The organism is Arthrobacter sp. NicSoilB8 (genome assembly GCF_019977355.1).
GTDB lineage: Bacteria > Actinomycetota > Actinomycetes > Actinomycetales > Micrococcaceae > Arthrobacter.
Map to the genome: position 1 here is coordinate 3,976,256 of NZ_AP024655.1, position 19,912 is coordinate 3,996,167.

The 19,912-nt window shown below is 65.4% G+C and carries 20 protein-coding genes; 8 read left to right on the top strand and 12 right to left on the bottom strand.

The window, feature by feature from the left end:
- Positions 1-31: 31 nt before the first annotated feature.
- The 7 genes from LDO15_RS17915 to LDO15_RS17945 form a co-directional block, all read right to left on the bottom strand.
- The gene (locus LDO15_RS17915; RefSeq protein WP_223980700.1) at positions 32-814 is read right to left on the bottom strand and encodes an enoyl-CoA hydratase/isomerase family protein; all 783 of its coding nucleotides are present in this window, start codon (positions 812-814) and stop codon (positions 32-34) included.
- A 40-nt stretch (positions 815-854) separates the two neighbouring features.
- Positions 855-2,081 carry a 1,2-phenylacetyl-CoA epoxidase subunit PaaE gene (paaE, locus tag LDO15_RS17920; protein ID WP_223980703.1) on the bottom strand — a complete coding sequence of 409 codons (1,227 nt, stop codon included), beginning with the start codon at positions 2,079-2,081 and terminating at the stop codon, positions 855-857.
- Between the two features lie 15 nt (positions 2,082-2,096).
- Positions 2,097-2,654 (bottom strand): 1,2-phenylacetyl-CoA epoxidase subunit PaaD, encoded by a 558-nt coding sequence (paaD, locus tag LDO15_RS17925; RefSeq protein WP_223987523.1) that lies wholly within the window; start codon positions 2,652-2,654, stop codon positions 2,097-2,099.
- Between the two features lie 11 nt (positions 2,655-2,665).
- Positions 2,666-3,601 (bottom strand): 1,2-phenylacetyl-CoA epoxidase subunit PaaC, encoded by a 936-nt coding sequence (gene paaC, locus LDO15_RS17930; RefSeq protein WP_223980705.1) that lies wholly within the window; start codon positions 3,599-3,601, stop codon positions 2,666-2,668.
- Positions 3,598-3,903: a 1,2-phenylacetyl-CoA epoxidase subunit PaaB gene (paaB, locus tag LDO15_RS17935; protein ID WP_028265291.1), complete on the bottom strand. Its 306-nt coding sequence runs from the start codon at positions 3,901-3,903 to the stop codon at positions 3,598-3,600. Before paaB ends, paaC begins: the two co-directional genes overlap by 4 nt.
- Positions 3,900-4,931: a 1,2-phenylacetyl-CoA epoxidase subunit PaaA gene (paaA, locus tag LDO15_RS17940; protein WP_223980707.1), complete on the bottom strand. Its 1,032-nt coding sequence runs from the start codon at positions 4,929-4,931 to the stop codon at positions 3,900-3,902. Before paaA ends, paaB begins: the two co-directional genes overlap by 4 nt.
- A 129-nt stretch (positions 4,932-5,060) precedes the next feature.
- Entirely contained in the window at positions 5,061-6,383 is a 1,323-nt protein-coding gene (locus tag LDO15_RS17945) for a BNR repeat-containing protein (RefSeq protein WP_223980709.1), read from the bottom strand.
- Between the two features lie 536 nt (positions 6,384-6,919).
- On the opposite strand from LDO15_RS17945, the gene LDO15_RS17950 reads away from it, so the two are divergent.
- Positions 6,920-7,276 (top strand): hypothetical protein, encoded by a 357-nt coding sequence (locus LDO15_RS17950; RefSeq protein WP_223980711.1) that lies wholly within the window; start codon positions 6,920-6,922, stop codon positions 7,274-7,276.
- Between the two features lie 53 nt (positions 7,277-7,329).
- Complete coding sequence (gene lepB, locus LDO15_RS17955; RefSeq protein ID WP_223980713.1) at positions 7,330-8,043, top strand: signal peptidase I; 714 nt, start codon at positions 7,330-7,332, stop codon at positions 8,041-8,043.
- Between the two features lie 69 nt (positions 8,044-8,112).
- Here the strand turns inward: lepB and LDO15_RS17960 are convergent, their stop codons facing one another.
- The 3 genes from LDO15_RS17960 to LDO15_RS17970 all read right to left on the bottom strand — a co-directional run bounded on the left by LDO15_RS17960 (position 8,113) and on the right by LDO15_RS17970 (position 11,638).
- Positions 8,113-9,573: a polysaccharide biosynthesis tyrosine autokinase gene (locus LDO15_RS17960; RefSeq protein ID WP_223980715.1), complete on the bottom strand. Its 1,461-nt coding sequence runs from the start codon at positions 9,571-9,573 to the stop codon at positions 8,113-8,115.
- Positions 9,574-9,666: 93 nt separating this feature from the next.
- Entirely contained in the window at positions 9,667-10,839 is a 1,173-nt protein-coding gene (locus LDO15_RS17965; protein ID WP_223980717.1) for a hypothetical protein, read from the bottom strand.
- Positions 10,840-11,044: 205 nt separating this feature from the next.
- Entirely contained in the window at positions 11,045-11,638 is a 594-nt protein-coding gene (locus LDO15_RS17970; RefSeq protein ID WP_223980719.1) for a hypothetical protein, read from the bottom strand.
- A 239-nt stretch (positions 11,639-11,877) separates the two neighbouring features.
- Between LDO15_RS17970 and LDO15_RS17975 the strand changes: the two genes are divergently transcribed.
- On the top strand, positions 11,878-12,516 hold the full coding sequence (locus LDO15_RS17975) for a low molecular weight phosphatase family protein (protein ID WP_223987526.1): 639 nt from the start codon (positions 11,878-11,880) through the stop codon (positions 12,514-12,516).
- 19 nt (positions 12,517-12,535) lie between these two features.
- Here LDO15_RS17975 and LDO15_RS17980 read toward each other — a convergent pair whose 3' ends face one another.
- Positions 12,536-12,865, bottom strand: a complete 330-nt coding sequence (locus LDO15_RS17980) for a hypothetical protein (protein WP_223980722.1) — start codon at positions 12,863-12,865, stop codon at positions 12,536-12,538.
- 278 nt (positions 12,866-13,143) lie between these two features.
- Here LDO15_RS17980 and LDO15_RS17985 point away from each other — a divergent pair, with 278 nt between their 5' ends.
- From LDO15_RS17985 to LDO15_RS18000, 4 genes are all read left to right on the top strand, one after another.
- A complete protein-coding gene (locus LDO15_RS17985) occupies positions 13,144-14,202 on the top strand; it encodes an LCP family protein (protein WP_223980724.1) in 1,059 nt (352 codons plus the stop codon).
- A 75-nt stretch (positions 14,203-14,277) separates the two neighbouring features.
- Positions 14,278-15,381 carry an LCP family protein gene (locus tag LDO15_RS17990; RefSeq protein ID WP_223980726.1) on the top strand — a complete coding sequence of 368 codons (1,104 nt, stop codon included), beginning with the start codon at positions 14,278-14,280 and terminating at the stop codon, positions 15,379-15,381.
- A gap of 28 nt (positions 15,382-15,409) precedes the next feature.
- Complete coding sequence (locus LDO15_RS17995) at positions 15,410-17,626, top strand: S9 family peptidase (RefSeq protein ID WP_223980728.1); 2,217 nt, start codon at positions 15,410-15,412, stop codon at positions 17,624-17,626.
- 437 nt (positions 17,627-18,063) lie between these two features.
- Positions 18,064-18,384 (top strand): hypothetical protein, encoded by a 321-nt coding sequence (locus tag LDO15_RS18000; RefSeq protein WP_223980730.1) that lies wholly within the window; start codon positions 18,064-18,066, stop codon positions 18,382-18,384.
- Positions 18,385-18,481: 97 nt separating this feature from the next.
- Here LDO15_RS18000 and LDO15_RS18005 read toward each other — a convergent pair whose 3' ends face one another.
- Complete coding sequence (locus LDO15_RS18005) at positions 18,482-18,961, bottom strand: nucleoside deaminase (RefSeq protein WP_223980732.1); 480 nt, start codon at positions 18,959-18,961, stop codon at positions 18,482-18,484.
- Between the two features lie 161 nt (positions 18,962-19,122).
- Between LDO15_RS18005 and LDO15_RS18010 the strand changes: the two genes are divergently transcribed.
- Entirely contained in the window at positions 19,123-19,908 is a 786-nt protein-coding gene (locus tag LDO15_RS18010; protein ID WP_223980734.1) for a peptidoglycan-binding protein, read from the top strand.
- The last annotated feature ends 4 nt before the right edge of the window (positions 19,909-19,912 follow it).

A 19,912-nucleotide genomic window follows, 5' to 3' on the forward strand; every position in this document is an offset into this window, starting at 1 on the left:
CAAAGTGGCAATCGTGACCGGCGTGTAAAGCTTATTGACCTTTGAACACCGGGGCGCGCTTTTCCTGAAAAGCACGGAACCCCTCGGCGTAGTCCTCGCTCTTGCACAGCCGCGCCTGCTCGGCGTTCTCCTCTTCCATGGCCTCCCACAGCCCTAGGCGCTGGTCCCGGATGTGCGCCACGAGCTCCTTGCTGGCGTTGAAGGCACCCGTGGCGCCGGTGGCTACGGCGGCGACGATGGACCGGGTGTTCTCCAGCAGTTCCGCGGCAGGCATGGCCCGGCTAAACAGGCCCTGGGCCACGGCATCGGCGCCGCTCATGAGCTCGGCGGTATAGATCAGGTCCAGAGTCCGGTGCATGCCAAGGCGCTCGGTGAAATACCAGTGGCCGCCGGAATCGAGGGTGGCACCGAGCTTGGCGAACGGTGAGCCGAACTTGGCATTCTCCGCCACGTAGACCACATCAGTGGCCAGCAGCAGGCCGAGCCCCACGCCGAGGCAGGCGCCTTGGGCCGCGGCGAACGTGGGCGCCGGGAAGGCGCTCATCTTCTTCAGCAGCGGCTGCACTAGGCCGCCCAGGTAGGCCTGCGCGTCGTCGCTCTCCGGGGTCACGCCGGCAATGTCGCGGCCGGCGCAGAAGGCGCGTCCTTCGCCGCGGAGCAGCAGTGCCCGCACCTCGCCGCGTGCGGCGGCGTCAGCGGCACGATCGTACGCCTTGGACAGATCCGCCAGCGCCTGTTCGTCGAGCGAGTTCAACTTATGCGGGGCGTCGAGCACTACTTCGGCAACGCCGTCCGCGATGGAAAGGGAAATCATGGGGCTCCTTGGATCGGAAACGGCCTAGACGTCGAAAAACCTAGACGTCGAAGTCGACCGTGACTTCCGGGGTGGTGGGGTGGGACTGGCAGGTCAGAACGTAGCCTTTGTCCAGCTCGTCCTGCTCCAGGGCGTAGTTCTCGTCCATGGTGACACTGCCGGTGACCACCTTGGCCCGGCAGGTGCCGCAGACGCCGCCGGCGCAGGCGAACGGCACATCGGGCCGGACCCGGAGGGCGGCGTTGAGAATGGATTCCCGGGCGTGGGTGGGGCTCGCCACTTCGCCCTGCAGGCCGTCCAGCTTGAACGTGATCTTGTACGTGTCCTGCGACTCGTCGGCAATGACGGGCCGGCCGATGTTGCCCTCGGGCCGGTCGGGCTTGCCGGAGGTGAACAGTTCAAAGCGGACGTGCTCGGGGGCGACGCCGCGCGCGGCGAGGGTGTCCCGGCAGAGCTGGACGAGTTCGAACGGGCCGCAGAGGAACCATTCGTCGACGTCGTCCGCGTGGATGGCGGTACCCAGCAGCGCCTGGAGCTTCTCGGCGTCGATCCTGCCGCTGAGCAGCGGCGCGATCCGCTGCTCACGGGAGAGCACGTGGTGCAGTGCCAGCCGGGCCGGGTACTTGTCCTTCAGGTCCGCGAGTTCTTCGAGGAACATCACGTCCATGGCGGCCTTGTTGGCGTAGATGAGGTCGAAGCGGGTTTCGGGGTGGGCCGCCAGCAGGGTGCGGGCGATGGCGATCACGGGAGTGATGCCGGATCCGGCGGCGATGGCCACGAACGAGCCGGGCTCCCCCGCCAGCTCTTCCGGATGGTTCATCGAGTTCATGACGTTCTGTTCCACGGGCTTGCCGTCGCGGCCGTGCTTGGAGACGAAGGCGCCCATGGGGCTCATGACGTCCAGGACGTCGCCGGCCTTGAGTTCGGCGTTGGCCCACGTGGAGAAGATGCCGCCGAGGTCCTTCTTGATGGCCACGCGGATTTCGCTGCTGCCATCCTCGAAGCTGCGCGGTTCGGCGCAGATCGAGTAGCTGCGCCGGATCTCGTGCGGCTGGCCGTCGGCATCGGGCAGGGTGGTGCGCAGGGCGACGTACTGGCCCGGCAGGTAGTCGAACTGGCCGGCGAGCTCGGCCGGGACAGCGAAGGTCACCTCGATGGCGTCGTCGGTGAGCCGGCGGACCTCGTCCACCGTCAGTGGGTGGAAGGACGCCCGACGGCGGCCGGTGGCTGCGGCCGACTCCGCGGCGGTCTGGCGGACAACAGTCATGGAGGCACCTGTTCCTTACAAAACTTTGAAGTAGTCGAACGGTTCCTTGCAGTCCTGGCACACATAGAGGGCCTTGCAGGACGTGGAACCGAAGCGGGTGAGTTCTTTGGTGTTCAGCGATGAGCACTGGGGACATTTGACGGCGAGCGAGAGCCGGACCGGGCCGGCGTGGCGGAGGGCCGCCGAGTGGCCGGACGGCGGGGCGATCCCGTACTTCTCCAGCTTGGCCTTGCCGTCCTCGCTCATCCAGTCCGTGGTCCAGGCCGGGGAGAGGACGAGTTCCACCCGGACGCTCGGGTACCCCGCGCGGTGGAAGGCCGCAGTGATGTCGTCCCGGATGGCGTCCATGGCGGGGCAGCCGGAGTAGGTCGGGGTGATGGTGACCTGGACGGCCGGAACCATCCCGCCGTCGTCGTAGAGCTGGACGTCGCGCAAGATGCCGAGATCGGCAATGGTGAGGACCGGGATTTCGGGGTCGCAGACCGTGGCGGCCACCGCCCAGGCTTTCTCCTGGGCGGTGTTGCCCTGGGCGACCTTGCGGCGCTCCGCGGTTTCCGGATCGGACACAAACATTTCCATGATGCTTACCAGCTGGCCCCGGGGTACTCGCGGGCGAGCACCTGCATTTCGGCGAGGATGTAGCCGAGGTGTTCGGAGTGCAGGCCCCGCCGGCCTCCGCCGGGTGCGGGCTGCACATCGGGGACGTCGAGCTCCGCCTCGGCCAGGACCTCGCCGGTGAGCCGGTCGAAGTCCGCGCGCAGGCTCGAGGGCTGCGGCGCCACGCCGGCGTCGTTGAGGCGCCCGGTGAGTTCGTCGTCGCGGAACAGCTCGTCCACGTAGGGCCAGATGACCTTGAACGCGTGGATCATGCGCTGGCGGGACTCGTCCGTGCCCTGGGCCAGGCGCAGGACCCACTGGGTGCTGTGGTCCCGGTGGTAGTCCACTTCCTTGGCTGCCTTGGCGGCGATGCCGGCGAGGGTGGCGTCGGTGGAGGACGTCAGCCGGCGGTAGAGCTCGAACTGGTAGTGGCTGACCACGAACTGCCGGGCGATGGTGACGGCGAAGTCCCCGTTGGGCTGTTCGAAGAGCTCCACCGAGCGGAACTCGTGTTCGCGGCGGAAGTAGGCGAGATCGTCCTCGCTGCGGGCTGTGCCGTCCTCTCCGAGAGCGCCGCCGGCGTAGCTGAGGAAGGACCGGGCGTGGCCGAGCTCGTCCAGGGCGATGTTGCCCAGGGCGATGTCCTCTTCGAGTTCGGGTGCGCGGGAGATCCAGTGGCCAAGGCGCTGGGCCAGGATCAGGGCGTCGTCGCCCAGCCGCAGGGCGAACTCGGCGACGTCCTCGCTCGGCTTGGCGGTGCCGCGGCTGACGGCCAGCGCGATGTCTTCGGGGCGGAGGGCGTTGCCTGGTGTGATGCGAGTGGCGCTGGCGGTACCGTCGCCGCTGGCTCCGGCACCGGACACGCCAACGGAGATATCGCCGTGGCCGCCTTCGTGCAGATCTGTTTCAGGTGTTGTGCTCACAGGTGCTTCACGCCCTCACTCTTGGTGTAGTACGTGGCGTGCCGGTAGTCCTTGCCCTGCGGGGATTCAAAGAAGGACCCTTTGGAATCGGGGTCGCTGGACGCGATGGCGTCCGCCGGGACCACCCAGATGGACACGCCCTCGTTCCGGCGGGTGTAGAGGTCGCGGGCGTTCCGCAGGGCCATGGCCGCGTCCGGGGCGTGCAGGGATCCTGCGTGGACGTGGGACAGGCCGCGGCTGGAGCGGACGAATACTTCCCAGATCGGCCAGACGTTGCCTGCGTGGGGTTCGGGGGTTGTCATGCTGCGGATTCCTTCTCTGCTTGCTTGCGGCGCTGCTTGTCGGCATAGGCTGCGGCGGCTTCGCGCACCCAGGCGCCGTTCTGGTGTGCCTCGCGGCGCCGTTCCAGGCGCTGGGCGTTGCAGGGGCCGCGGCCGGCCAGGACTTCGTGGAATTCATCCCAGTCCAGCGGCCCGTGCTCCCATTTCTTGGTTTCCTCGTTGAAACGGATGTCCTTGTCCGGCAGCGTCAGTCCCAGGACCTTGACCTGCTCCATCATCATGCCGACGAACCGGTTGCGGAGCTCGTCATTGCTGAAGCGCTTGATGTTCCAGGCCATGGACTGCTTGGAGTTGGGCGAATCGTCATCCGGCGGCCCGAACATCATCAGGGCCGGGGCGTACCAGCGGTTCACCGCGTCCTGGGCCATCTGCTTCTGCTCGGGGGTGCCGTGCGAGAGTTCCAGCAGGATCTCGAAGCCCTGGCGCTGGTGGAAGGATTCTTCCTTGCAGACGCGGACCATCGCGCGGCCGTAGGGGCCGAAGGACGCGCGGCACAGCGGCACCTGGTTGGCGATAGCGGCGCCGTCGACCATCCAGCCGATGGCCCCCATGTCCGCCCAGGTCCGGGCGGGGTAGTTGAAGATGGAGGAATATTTGGCCTTGCCGTCCATCAGGTCCTGCATCATCTGGTCACGCGGCTGGCCGAGAGTCTCGGCGGCAGAGTAGAGGTAGAGTCCGTGGCCGGCCTCGTCCTGGACCTTGGCCATGAGGATGGCCTTGCGCTTCAGGCTCGGGGCGCGGGAGATCCAGTTGGCTTCGGGCTGCATGCCGATGATTTCCGAGTGCGCATGCTGCGAGATCTGGCGCAGGAGGGTCTTGCGGTACGCCGGGGGCATCCAGTCGCGCGGCTCGATCCGGGAATCTTCCGCCATGACCTTGTCGAAATAGGCCTGGCCCTCGGCGTCGCGCCGGGCCGCGTCCTCGAGGCTCTGTTCATGCCGTGCCGGCGATGGCTCGGCGGGCACTGACTGCAGGGTCTGCGATGCCATGGTTGCTCCTATGAATTTCCGATAAATAATTACCGACCGTTCGTTCAGGATATGGGGAAGGGCGCAGACGCGTCAAGCGGTTCTGACCGCAAAGGTGGCCAGGGTGGAGCCCAGGCGTGAAGGGGGCAGCTATGGAGCCCTGTACTCCAGGATGAGGAGCGGCTCAGATGGCGGGATCACTGCCCGGGGCTTGTCACCGTTCACGGGCATCGAGCGCCACTGCAGGATGTAGACGCTCTTGCCGGACTTTGTCGTGGTTTTGTTGGTCACCAGCTGGGGATCGTCTCTCAGCACAGGGAGGACCGGTGAGCCAACGAGCGGTGACGGAGTCGGGGCGTCCGACTTTACGCCGAGTGACTTTTCATCCAGGACTATAGTGCGCGTATTGCTGTTGCAGGTGTAGTTGAGCTGGAGAGTGCCGTTTGCTGCTCTCTTGACGGCCCCGACGGAGAAGGGGAAGCGCAGGCTGCCCGTGCCCTGGACAGGAAATACGCCGTTCCAGCGGGTGATCCGCGTTCGATACCAGGTCCCTGAGGCGTCGCCCCGGGCGAGGAAGAGTTGGTTCCCTCTCGCGGCGTCGTAGCGCGTGTAGCTGATGATGGGCCGGTTGGCGCTGTCAAAGCCAATGCCCACGATTCCGTTGACCAAACCCGAACCCACGGTTGCGGGGTCGACCGTGGCGGGGCTCTGTTTTGTCATGGGCATGGTCAAGTTTGCTCCCTGGACATTCTGCCAGTGGATGAAATCCTTGGTCTTCGCATATGAAAGCGAATGGTTGGTGGATACGTCCGTTGTATCTCGCCACATCCATGCCATGTGGAAATAGCCGTCAGGCCCGGGGATCGGAGAAGTGGAATAGGCGCTGCTATTTCCCTGCCCATCCAATATGCCCCTGGAGGCGACAACCTGCCACTTTCTGCTCGGCGCGATGAAGCGGTAGATGTATTCACTGCCATTACCACTGCGGCCGTACCTGAATTTGAAATATAACTCCCCCGAGGCACTTTTCAGGAATTGGGGATAGGTGACCCTGGATTCGAGCGTTGAATTAGCCAGCGTGGGAACCCGGGCGAGGGTGGCGATATTCCCGGGTGTGGAGGTCATGTAGTAGTTCAGGCTTGAGTCGTGCATATTGCCGGCCACATGCAGATTTCCATTGATGTCCAGCTCCATGGTGATGTATTTGTGGCTGTCCCAGTCAACGCTGGTATCTAGAACCTTGGTGGTCCAGCCGCCGGTGCCCACCCGACTCTTGATAATGAGCCTGCGGTGGCCGTCGTAGTAGCCCACGTACTGCCTGCTTCCGTCGACCAGGATGTCCTGCCCCACCGGCTGGCCCGCCCATGTGGTGCCGACCTGGGTGGTGGAGAAATAACGGTACGTGGGCGACCCGCTAGAGTCACCGGGAACCCCGCGGTCCTTGTTGCAGACAAGAGTGTTGGCGGCCAACACGGTGGGTGCCAGCGCAACTGGAAGTTGGCTCCGAACTTCGACGGGGCCAAGTGCATTACTCGTCACTACGAGTACCGCCGCGAGGGCCGCGGCCAGGCCACCCAATATCATGCGCGAACGGTAACATGCTGACTTCGTCCGGAATAGGTGATTTTGGCTTGAAAATTCGCCTTTGTTTCTGATTTCACATCAGGAGGGGACTCGCGCAACAGGACTTCACATGCGTAACGCAGTGACGCGAATTCATCTACTTACTTCATCTACGCACACCGGAAAAGAAATACCTATACGCCTCCGTTTAAATACCTAGCGGCCGACGCTTAACTCCGGAAATTGACCCGCGTAGGGTTCCGGAGGACTGCGTATCGGTGCTGGGTTTTTACGGCCTTCCACCTGCAAAAGCTGTGAGTTCCCTGACAGTGTGTAATGAGGGCTATTTGTTGCCGAAGAGTAGGCGTAGCTTTCGAAGTGAAAGCGTCTCTCTCCACGGGGCCACATCCTGGAGGGGCCGGCCTCCGGATTCGGGATAGGTCACAATGAATGCTCATAAGCGTGGTGCGTCACTCCTGGCCATCAGCTCCATCCTCTTGGGGGCGGCCAGCTACGCAGCGGCGATCGCCCCGGTACAGGCAGGGCAGCAAGTCGCGGACAACAGTGCCATCCTGATCTCAACGATCGCCGAAGAGCACGACGCACGTTCAACACACCAGAACCGTGAGCCGGCCCACCGGGCCACTAACGGGAAAAGGGCAACCAAGGCCGGGCTGGATGTGACTTCCGACGAAGCGCAGCCGGTGGAGCAGACCGTCGCCCAGTCCACGAAAGGCAGCAACTTGGACGTGGTGCTGAGATCCCTGCCGAGACGAGACAGCCAACCGTCGGATTGCTCGTAGAACCTGTATCCCCGTCGTCTACACCGAAAGATCGCCGGTGATAGCTTGAACTCGTGAAGATCGCTGCCGGCAAGAAGCTCCCCCTCTGGGCCTCCATGGCCCTGAACATGCTGATTGCCCTGGTGGCCGTCGCCCTGGTGCAAGGGTTCCTGATGAAGGCCTACCGGATACCGTCCGGATCAATGGAGCCGACGCTCCAGGGGTCTGCGGGCGACGGAGACAGAATCCTGGTCAACCGGATTGCCTACGCCGGCTCAGAACCGCACACCGGCGACATCGTGGTGTTCACCCGGCCGGACAGCTGGCAGGCCGAATCGGCGGTGGCACGCGGCGGCGGCATCGCCGGGCTGGCCCGGTCCTTCGGAGACGTGACAGGGATCGGGCCCTCCAACGAGCAATTCCTGGTGAAGCGGGTAGTTGCCACCGGCGGCCAAACCATCAGCTGCTGCGGACAGGATGGCAAACTGCTCATCGACGGCCAACCCCTCGATGAGCCCTACATCTTTGAAGATCTGCCGTTTGAGCCAGGCAGCATTGACTGCCAGACCAGCCCCCGGTCGCTCCGGTGTTTTCCCGCGTTTTCCGTCCCCAAGGGAGAGCTCGTGGTGCTGGGGGACCACCGTTCGGTCTCGAATGATTCCGCCATCAACTGCCGGACCCTGACTGTTGTGGCGGGCGACTGCATGAGGACGATCAAGTCCTCAGCCGTTGTCGGGCAAGTGGCGGCGAGATTCTGGCCGCTGGAGCGCGCCGGCGGCGTGGGCTGACCCTCCCAGGAAGAAGAAATCCCCTCGGAGCGGGTGCTCCAAGGGGATCTCTTTAGTGCCAGTTGGCGTCTATCGCGCCGCCACCGGCTCGGCGGACTGATACGAGGTGTAGTACCTGTACGAGTCCGCGCCGGTCACGGGCACGCGGTTGAGAATGGTGCCGAAGACGTTGGCGTTCACGCGCCCGAGGTTGCCGAGCGACTTGCCAAGCTCCTCATCGGTGGTTTTGCCGGACCTGACAACAACGATTGCTCCGTCGGCGATGCGGCTGAGGACGGCGGCGTCCGTCACGGGGAGCAACGGCGGGGCGTCAACGAGCACAATGGCGTCCTGGGCGAGCGTCTTGAGCAACGTCTTCATGGCCTGCGAGCCCAACAGCTCACTGGGGTTCGGCGGGATCCGGCCGGATCCGAGTACACGCAGGTTTGGCATCGCGCTCCATTCCTGCAGCACGTCCTCCAGCTCGGCATGGCCGCTCAGGACGTCGGTGACACCGACTCCGGGGATCAGGTTGAAGACATCGACCAGCGTGGGGCGGCGCAGGTCGCCGTCGACGACCACAACGTTCTCGCCGGCGGCGGCCATGGTGACCGCCAGGTTGGCCGTCACCGTTGATTTGCCCTCGGCCGGAACTGAACTCGTCACGACAATAATCCGCGGGGGATTGTCGACGTCGACATACTGCAGATTCGTCCGGAGTTCCCGCAGCGCTTCAGTGATGGCATGCGAGCCTTCGCCCGATGCGACCGGGCTAAACCCGTCGTCCAGCACTGTGCTTTTCCCGTCCAAGCGGTGATCCACCGGGAGCGTGCCCAGCACCGGCACGCCGAACCGGCGTTCGATCGCCGTGGCGCTGCGGAGCCTGCGGTCCAGACGGTGGCGAAGCATCGCGTAGAGAAGTCCGAGAGCCAGACCGGCCAGGGCTCCGATGCCGAGAGCCAGCTTTACGTTAGGGGATGTCGGGGCTGTCGGCAGGACGGCCTCGCCCAGCGGAACCACCCGGATGACCGGTACGGGGACGACGGTGGAGCCTTCCACCGCTTGGATGCTTTCCAGTTCCTTAACTTGCTCGGCCAGGCCCTTGACCCAGGCATCTGCTACCCGCTGGGCCATTGCGGGGTCAGTGGACGTGGCAGTGACGGCAAGCTGGGCGCTTTCCTTCGGCACGGTCACGGAGACGGACCCCAGCAGGGCGTCCGGCGAGGTTGCGAGGCCAAGCGAGGTGACGACGCGCTCGGCCACGAGCCGGGACTTGGCCACGGACTCATACTTGGCGGCCTTGGTCTGGGCCAGGTTCTCGCTCATGAGCGAAAGGCTAAGGTCGCCTGAACCGCCTGCCACCACAATCCCAGTGGACTGTGCGGCGTAAATCTTCGGCTGCAAGAGGGTCCAGCAGAAGGCGAGTACGGTCAGGGCCAGTGTGAAGGCCAGTATGCCCTTCCAGCGGGCCCGGGCAATGCGCAGGTAGTCCTCCAGGGCAAGGCCTGCCGGTGTCTGCCCGTTGTTCTCGGCCGTATCAAAACCAGTCACGCGTTGGTCCTCTCCCCCGTGCCTGGTCCCAACGACCCACACGAAAAGTTACTTTACGGTACGGTGACCGCGTTGGTGTGCATATTAACTGCGTTAACCGCGCAGGAATATTCCGCGGTCCACGAGCCCGTCAACAGCCGCATTTAGCAGGGCCTCATAGCCCCCAGGCAGCCCATGTTCGGCCTCGAGGTGGCCCGCCAAAGTTTGCATTGAGACCGGCCTGCGGGCGGACTTCCAGATGACGGGTCCGATGCCGCTGAGCCTAATGACTTCGGAATCCGTCAGCACAAGCAAGTCCTCGCCGATCTCTACCGCGTCGACGGGTTCGGCCCGTCGCAGCCAACCTGCGGGGATTGGCTCTGGTGGTTGCTCATCGGCCTGATCCGCCGCTAGCTCTGCTTCCGGTTGGATCAGCGCCGGTGACCATTCTCTAGTGACTTCCTGCGGGTTACCGGGTTTCGTCAAGAAAAGCGGCGCCAAGCCGTCCGCCAGGTCGGCCGCTTCGGAGTAGCTGACGCGGAACACTCCGCCCACGCTGTCAATTAGCTTGCAGAGGGACTGAAGCGGCTGGAACACGGCCGCTTGGGAGGACGTGTCCGGTATCAGCGCAAGCACTGCATCCGCCAGAGGGACCGGATCGATGACGGGCACCCGATAGTCCCCGCCGGCAACCCTGTCGAGCAAAGCGATGGCCGCAATGCGGAGCTGGTCCGGCGCGACCTGCAGGCCCAACTCATCCGGGCCCACCTGCAGTTTGGCGGCAGCGGCCAAGGCCTGCTTAACGGACAAGGGCTTGGGGTACGGGACAACGCTTCCATCAGCCCGGATAGCGACGGTCTCGTCCGTTATATAGCCGAAGGTCCGGGCGAGCTGCGATGAGGCGGTTGTTTTGCCCGTGCCGGATTTCGCCACCAATGCAATGACGGCGCCTTCGGGATCCGCGACGCCACAAGCGTGGAGCATTGTCAGCTCGCCGGCGCGTTCCAAAATGGCCGCGATAGTCACCTCCGAGGTCACGGCTTCCGCCAGGTCCTCAAAGGTGTCCGAGCCAAGGTGCCGCACGCCATCGCCTGGGAGCTTCGAATCGAAGTAGATGGAGGCTAAGAAAGGCAACCCTGATGTGCGGGGCTGACTCCTCGGTGTGATTGGGCCCGTCACATCGCTGAGACATCGGCTCCAGGCCTTTGACATAGCTTGTTGCTGATCGGGGGTGACGGCCCCACCCCAGTGGACGGCGAAGGTTGTGCCCAAAACATCGATGGCCAACTCGCTCGAGACCTTCAACTAGTTTCACCAATCCCGGAAAGCTTTCGGACGTTCTTGCTCTCCGCCATCAACCGCACACGCACACGCCACCAAACTTGTTCCAAAATGGCACTCCCTACGAACTCCGCGGCCTCTTACTTCTGGCCATTAGATCACTGCTGGAGTGCCACCCGAGCCATCGTTTTGGAGGCGAGTGCGAGTGCTATTAGGTGAAGGTAATCGGTGATGTCGCTATCACCTTGCGCCCGCCTGGGAAGGTAACCGCGACGGCAATGGTGTATTTGCCGCCGGCGGCGGTTCCGTTTCCGGTGTAGCTGTAGCGAAAACCGCCAAGGGAAAATTCGATAGAACCGCCGCTCTTGAGACCACCGGTTTGGGTGAAAGAGCCCGAGTAAGTCGTTCCCGAAAAACTACCGGAATACAACGTTGTCGACTCCGTAAGCGACGTGAATCCCACTCCCGGGGCTTTTGTTGCAGCCGGAGTATCGGGCGTGATGGTTATAAGACCAGTTATGTCGCCCGAAATGCCGCCCGGGGTGGGGTTCGCAATCGTGAACTTTGGTGCGGCTGCTCCGTGCCTGGTCTGCCCGGGGCTCTGTTCTTGGCCGACGCGCACGAACGAAGTGGACCCTGCCGCAGGGACCGATGCAAAAACTACCGTCGCGCCCTTCTCCGACGCCGACGCGGCCGGCGCTGCGATAGCTGCCGCAATAACAGGCACGCTCCACGCAGCGCCCTTCACGACGGAACGGCGGTCGAAACTCGCTTTAGGTGCGGCCAGGCTCTTTGTCTCCGACATCTTTTACCCCAAGTTCTTGTGCGGCGGAGAACCCAGTCGGGCCAGCTCCTGCCGAGCGTTTCGGCATCTTTGGACGACTGTACGCAGAAAAGCATGAATCTTCAATATCAAGATGCTTTATTTTCAAGAACGACAGAATCCGGCCCTATCTCCGCCCGGAGATTTGACGGGGCCCTGCGCGGATAGACTCGGAAGCCACGCCGCTGGCACGAGTCTCGCTAATGGAAGTTGGGAAAACCTTGGATACGCCCCGCCCCGTCCGGATCCTCACGGTCTGCACCGGCAACATCTGCCGGTCGCCGGTGGCTGAGCGCCTGCTGCAGGCAGGCCTGGACCAGGTGCAATCTGGCGCCTTTGAGGTGCGGAGCGCCGGCACGCGGGCCATGGTGGGCGATCCGATCCAGCCACTCTCGGCCGACATCATCAAGACCTACGGCGGAACGCCGGACGGCTTTGCGGCCCGTCAACTGACGCCAAAGATCCTCAGGGAGTCCGATCTGGTGTTGGCGATGACCGCCAAACACCGCGGCGAAGTGATGCAGATGGATGCCTCGTTGCTGAAGCGGACCTTTACTATCCGGGAGTTTGCCCGGATGCTGAAGATCCTTGAGCAGCGCGAAGCGGACGCCACCGCGCCGCCGGCTGTCACGTCCCCTGTGAAGTCGCCCACTCCGTCCCCCGCCAGCGACATTCCGGCCTTCTGGCGGGAACTCCCCGGCCGTGCGGCGTCAGTGCGCCACCTGGCGCTGGCCCCGGACGCCTCCGACAACGACGTTGTGGATCCCTACCGGCGCGGGCCGGAGTTCTACGAGCAGATGGAGGACGAGCTGGCCCCGGCCATCCTCGCCATCCTGCGGTTCGCCCGCCAGCACGGCTGAGTCAGGCCGGTACCTGAATCTAGGCCGCCACCAGCCTCCGGAGACGGGGAGCGGGTGCATCTTCCGCCGGCGCGACGATGCTGAGCTGGCATTCGGCCTGCTGCGGATCAATGGCTGCCGGCAGGTGGTGGGAGGCTGAGCACTCCCGCAGCTGCTCAAGGGCCGCCGGCTCGACGCGGGCGTGGCTGACGTCCAGCACCAGGCGGAGTCCTTCTTTCAGGTGGTTCGCCCGTTTGACCACCACATACAGGGCCTGGAGGCTCTGGGCCGTCACATGGCCCTGGGCCGCTACTTCCGCCTGACCGCAATCGAGGTCAAGCCTGACAAGAACCCGGAGTTTGTGGTTCAAAACGATTCCCCTGTTCGTGCATGTACCGCTTGGCCGCGACGCTGCGACCGGGTTGGCCGCGACGCTGCGACCGACCTCAGCCTAGGCAGGGAGTGTGACGTAGGCAACACTTCGCTTCATATCCGGGAAACCTCGCGTTATCTGCCGCTTTATTGGCCGGCAAGTGTTGATTGCCGGGCCCGGTGTACTGTATTGGAGGCCGCCACGGCGCCCGCCCGGCACCTGGCATTGGCCCAGATCGACTCCGGGCACGGTGCCCGGCCGACGCAGAGGAACACATGACACACCCCTTCGACAGCTCAAACGACGCCGGCAGGGAAGACTTCAGCGAGCGACGGCGGCCCGTGAAGAAACGCCGCGGCCGCAAGGTGCTGATCGCCGTCGCCGCCGTGCTGGCGCTCGTCGCCGTCGTGGCCGGCGGTTACCTTTTCAACCTCGCCCACACCTTCGACTCCGGCAGCAGCAAGCTTGACCAGGCCTTCCCGGACGAGTCCACGCGCCCGAAGAAGACGGACAACTCGATCAACATCCTGGTGATGGGCAGCGACAGCCGTGGCGCCGCCGAGTCTGACACCGCCGGCACGCCCGCGGACCAGCGCGCGGACACGCTGATGCTCATGCACATCCCGGCGGACCGCAAGAACATCTACACCATGTCAATCATGCGCGACCTCTGGGTGGACATCCCCGGGCACGGCGAGGCGAAGATCAACTCGGCACTGGCCCTTGGCGGCACACCCCTGATGGTGCAGACCGTCGAGTCAGTTTTCCAGCAGCGCATCGATCACGTGGCAATGATCGACTTCGAGGGCTTCAAGGGCCTCACGGACGCGCTGGGCGGGGTGACCGTGAACATCAAGCTGCCGTTCACGTCCACCGCACTGCCGGGCCAGTCCTTCGCCCCGGGCCAGCACACCTTCAACGGCACCCAAGCCCTGGCCTTCGTGCGCGAACGCCACGCCTACGCGGACGGCGACTACCAGCGGGTGCGCAACCAGCAGGAGTTCCTGCGGGCCATCATCAAGAAATCCACCGCCGGCCAGACGCTGAGCAACCCGTTCACAGTCAACAGCATGGTGGGCGCCGTCTCGCCGTTCGTCACCGTGGACAAGTCCCTGGATTCGGGAGCCGTGGCCGGGCTGGCGCTCGAACTCAGGGACATCCGGGCACAGAACACGGTCATGTTCACGCTGCCGACCGGCGGCACCGGCACGTCCGCGGACGGCCAGTCGATCGTGCTCGCCGACCCGAACGCCATCCAGGACATCTCGGGGGCGATGGCCAAGGGCACCATGGGCGAGTACGTCGCGGCGAACAAGCTGGAGAACGGGAACTGACCCGCGGCGCATGAGGCGGCCGGGGAGGTCCTTGGACCCATAGTCCGCGGCGGCCGGCGGTGGTAGCGTCCGGTCATGGGGAACGCTCCGGAGCCAGCAGCCGCGGCTTCCGCGGCGTCCGGTCCCCCTGCCCCGCCGCCCGAGGCGGGCCGCCGCCGTCGGATCTTCCTGCTTGTGGGCGCCTTGCTCGTCCTCACGATCGCCGTCTCGGCCGTCGCGTTCGTCCTCACCCGGCCCCGGGCCGCGGCCCCCGCGCCGGCGGGAAGCGCCTCACCGGCTGCCGCCCCGGCCGCCGCGCCCTCGACGCCGCCCGCCCCCACACCCAGCCCGACCCCGACGCCGGAACCACCCGCCGTCGCGCTTAACATCCTGCTGATCGGGAGCGACAGCCGGGTCAACGAACGGGCCGCAGCGGCCGCCGGCAGCGCCTCCGACCAGCGCGGGGACACCCTCGTGCTGATCCACATCCCGGCGGACCGGCAGAGCGTCTACGGCATCTCGATCATGCGCGACCTGTGGGTGGACATCCCCGGCCACGGGGCCGCGAAAGTGAACGCCGGACTTGAGCTGGGCGGACTGCCCCTGATGACGCAGACGGTGGAGGCGCTGCTCGGTACGCACATCGACCACACCGTGATGGTTGATTTCCAGGGGTTCGCGGCCATGACGGACGCGCTGGGCGGTGTCGACGTCAACGTCAAGCAGTCCTTCACGAGCACCGCCGATGACAAGGTGTATTTTCCGGCGGGCGTCAACCGGCTCAACGGGCTGCAGGCCCTGGCCTTTGTCCGCGAGCGCCATGCCTTCGCCGACGGCGACTACCAGCGGGTCCGGAACCAGCAGACGTTCTTGAAGGCCCTGATGGCCAAGCTGGCCGCCGAGGGACGGCTGGCGGACCTCGAGACCGTGCGGAAACTCATCACGACGGTGCTGCCGCACGTGACCGTGGACGCAAGCTCCAGCCAGAAGTCGCTCGAGGACCTCGCCTTCAGCCTCCGCCACACGGCCCCCGGACAGGCTGTTTTCTTCACGCTGCCGACCGCCGGCACCGGGTTCAGCCGGGACGGCCAGTCCATTGTCCGGCAGGACCCTGCCGCGACCGCCGCTGTCTCCGCCGCGCTGGGCTCGGGAACGCTCGCCGCATACGTGGCGGCCAACAAGCTGCAGAACGGCAATTGAGGCGCCGCTCTTCGGTAGATTGGGTTCCATGACCCAGACTCCCGTGCAGCCGTCCCCGCAGCCTCCCGTCGCCAAGAAGATCCCTGCCCTCCGCACACACCACGGCGACACGTTCGAGGACAACTACGAATGGCTGCGGAACAAGGAATCCGCGGAGGTGGTGGACCTGCTCAAGGCCGAAAACGCCTACCAGGAGGCCGTGACCGCGCACCAGGAGCCGCTGCGCGAGGCCATCTTCCAGGAAATCAAGGGCCGCACCCAGGAAACAGACCTCTCGGTCCCCAACCGCAAGGACGGCTGGTGGTACTACACCCGCTCGGTCGAGGGCAAGGAATACGGGATCCACTGCCGCGTCCGGGGCCAGGACACCGGGGACCGCGTCGCGGACTGGACTCCCCCCGCCGTCGAGGCCGGCGTCAGCATCCCCGGCGAGGAAGTCCTCCTCGACGGCAACCTCGAGGCGGAGGGCAAGCCGTTCTTCGCCGTGGGCGGCGCGGCCACGACCATCGACGGCACCCTCTACGCTTACGCCGTGGACAACGCCGGCGACGAGCGCTTCACGCTGCGCATCAAGGACCTCCGCACCGGCGCGCTGCTGCCGGACGTGATCGAGAACGTCTTCTACGGCATCTCCTTCTCCCCCGACGGCAGCCGGATCTTCTACACCGTGGTGGACGATTCCTGGCGGCCCTACCAGGTGAAGTCCCACGTGCTCGGCACGCCTGTCGGCGAGGACCGGGTCATCTACCAGGAGGACGACGTCGCCATGTGGCTCGGCTTCGAGCTCTCCGCGGACCGGCGCCACCTGGTGCTGAGCATCGGCTGCTCCGAGTTCAGTGAAACGCGCCTGCTGCGCTTTGATGACCCCGACGCCGGTCTCCGCACCGTGATCTCGCGCGACGAGCGCATCTTGTACGAGGCCGAACCGTTCCTGCTGCCGGACGCCTCCGGCCAGGGCGTGGAACGGATCCTGCTGACCCACAACAAGGACGCCATCAACTCCATGGTCTCCCTCGTGGACCCGGCCGAGCTCGGCAAGCCGCTCGCCGAGCAGCACTGGAGCACCGTCGTCGAACACTCCGACGAGGTGCGCGTCAACGGCGCCGGGGTGACGTCCACCCACGCGGTGGTCTCCGTCCGCAAGGACACTATTGAACGCGTCCAGGTCCTGCCCCTGGCCGGCCTGGGCACCCCCGAGCAGGGCGCCGCGGTGGAACCGGCCTTCGACGAGGAGCTGTACACGGCCGGCGTCGCGGGCTCGGACTACGAGGCCCCCGTGATCCGGATGGGCTACACCTCCTACTTCACCCCGTCCCGGGTCTACGACTTCGTCCTCCCCACCCCGGAGCTTCCGGCCGGTGAACTCCTGCTGCGCAAGGAAAGCCCGGTGCTGGGCGGCTACACGGCGTCGGACTATGTAGCCACCCGCGAGTGGGCGGTGGCCTCCGACGGGACCAGGATTCCGCTCTCCGTCCTCCGCCACGCCTCGGTCCGGCAGGATTCGACGGCGGCCGGCCTGGTGTACGGCTACGGCTCCTACGAGATGAGCATGGACCCGGGCTTCGGGATCCCCCGGCTGTCCCTGCTGGACCGGGGCGTCGTGTTCGTGATCGCGCACATCCGCGGCGGCGGCGAGCTGGGCCGGCACTGGTACGACGACGGCAAGAAGCTGCACAAGAAGAACACCTTCACCGATTTCATCGCGGCCACGGACTGGCTTGCCGGATCCGGCTGGGTGGACCCGGCCCGGATCGCGGCGATGGGGGGCTCCGCGGGCGGGCTGCTCATGGGCGCCGTCGCCAACCTCGCCCCGGAAAAGTACGCGGCGATTGTTGCGGCCGTCCCGTTCGTGGACGCGCTGACCACCATCCTGGACCCCGAACTGCCGCTCTCGGCCCTGGAGTGGGAGGAATGGGGCAACCCGATCACGGACCCGGACGTCTACGCCTACATGAAGTCCTACACGCCGTACGAGAACGTCCGCGCCGTGGCGTACCCGAAGATCGCCGCGGTTACCTCGTTCAATGACACGCGGGTACTGTACGTGGAGCCCGCCAAATGGGTGCAGCGGCTGCGCGAGGTGAACACCGGCAGCGAGCCGATCGTCATGAAGATCGAGATGGAGGGCGGCCACGGCGGCGCCTCGGGCCGGTACGTGCAGTGGCGCGAACGGGCCTGGGACTACGCGTTCGTGGCCGATTCCCTCGGCGCCACCGAACTGCTGCCGGGAGCCGGGCTGAAGTAAGGCGAGCCCCACGGCGCGTCGGGCGCGTCGGGGCGCGCCGTAAGTGGCCTGATCCCGTGGCCTGATCCCGACGAGAGCCGGGTGTACTCTGTGGGCGACTTGAACCACAACTATGGGGGGCACCATTGACTGAGAACATACCGCCGGTCCAGCCGGCCCTGCAGAGCCCGGAGCAGCCTCCGGCGGACTATGGGCAGCCGGCGCCCTATGCTCCGCCAGGGTACGCTCAGCAGCCGCCCTACGCTCCGTCAGGGTACGCTCAGCAGCCGGCGCCCTATGCTCCGCCGGCGTACGTTCAGCAGCCGAACCACCAGCAAAGGCAGTACATTCCCTATCCGCCTGCGCAGCAGTTCCCGCCCGCTGGTCAGTGGGTTCCTGTTGCACCCACGGAGCCCGGGTCCTCCGCTTACCGGCTTGCCTCGGGCATTGTGGCGATTGTGTTGGGAGTCTGGCTCTTCTTACAGTTCCTCGTCGGCGTCTCAAAGGTGGGTGGCTTCGCTCCGTTGCTATTCCTACTTCCGGCGATCGGCACGCTCGCCTCGGCTATCTTGCTCCTGGTCAAGCAGGGCCAACGGCTCCGCGCGGCGCCCTTCTTGCTGCTCGGCTGGACCCTGTACGCGCTCATGGCGTCTTTCATCGTGGCCATGGGCTTTGGGATCTACCCTGGCACGTACATAGCGCCCCTGCTGGCGGTGACGGTCCTCATCGTCTTGGGGATCGGGCTGTCCCGGGAGAAGCGGGTTCCCGGGCCACGGTGACCCCCGCGCGATGGGCTGCGGCGATGACTCCCAGCGCCATGTTGCTGTGGGCGGCAAACCCGCGACGTCCGTGGTGACGTCGACTGCTCGTCCCGGCCTACTCGGCAATGTCCTCCGCCCAGAGGTCCGGGTTGTCGTTCTGGAAGGCACGCATCATGTCCACGCAACGCTGATCATCCAGCACCAAAACCTCAACGCCACGTGAGCGCAGAAGCTCGAATTCGCCGTCGAACGTGCGCGCTTCACCCACCACCACACGGGGGATTTTGAACTGGATGATGGTTCCGGTGCACATCGCACGCGGGGCGAGGGTGGTGTACAGCGTGGTGTCACGGTAGCTCCTCTGCCGGCCGGCCGCGCGGAGTGCGGACATTTCGCCGTGCGCGATGGGATCGCCATTTTGGACTCTGACGTTGTGTCCGCTCGCGATGACCACGCCGTCACGGGCGAGCGCCGCGCCGATGGGGATGCCGCCTTCGCTGAGGCTCTTTTGGGCGGCCTGATAGGCGGCTTCGAAGGCGGGGTCCAGGGCTGCTTGTGGTTCCGGAGGGTCGATTTGTTGCAGATCGTGGGTCATGCCGTCATTTTCGCATGCGGATTCTTTTCAAGATCTTCAGAAATTGGTCATCATGCTTACTATTTACTGGCATGATGGGCACTTCGACGTGGAACCCGGCCGCTGGGGGCGGGGCGTCGCAGGGCTTGACCGGGCACAGGGTGCCGGAGATGGAGTTTGTTATGAGCGTTGAGCAGGGAATGACCCCGTTGACTGATGATGAGCTGATGGCGCAGGGCGGCACGGCCCTTCCGGACAAGGAAGTGGCCTCCGTCCTGGACCTGAACGCGGACCTGAACCTCGGCATCAGCGCCGCGGCGCCGATCGATCTTGGCGTCGCTGCCAATGCCAACGTGGCCGCCCCGATCGACGCCGGTGCGTCGGCCAACGTGCTCTCAGTCGGGTCCGAGTCGCAGGCCCTCGCTGACCAGGGAACGATCATCAACCAGGGCGTCACGGGCGACGCCACGGCAGACTCCACCCAGGACAGCGTCATCGACCAGGGCGCCGACGCCGGGACCGCGGCCTCCGAACCCGCCGCCGCGGATCCGGCCGCAACGGATCCGGCCGCAACGGATCCGGCCGCGACCGACCTTGGCGGCGCCGTGGATGCGGGTGCTGTTCCTGCGGATGCCACCGGCAGCCTGCCGGACGGCACGGCCCCCGACCTGGGCGGCGCGCTGCCGACCGATATCGCCGGAGCTGCCGGCGGCGCGGGCGCCCTCAGCGGGAACCTGCTCAACGTCGACGTGAACCTGGACGCCAATGCGGGGATCGCGGCCCCGATCAACGGTGCGGTGGCCGCCAACGCCAACGTGGCCGCACCGATCGATGCGGCAGTCGGCGCCAATATCGGCTCCATCGACAGCAACGCGTTCGCCGTCGCACAGCAGGACGCCATCATCAACCAGGACATCCATGGCGACGCCACGGCTTCGGCCGACCAGCAGTCCGACCTGAAGCAGTAGCACC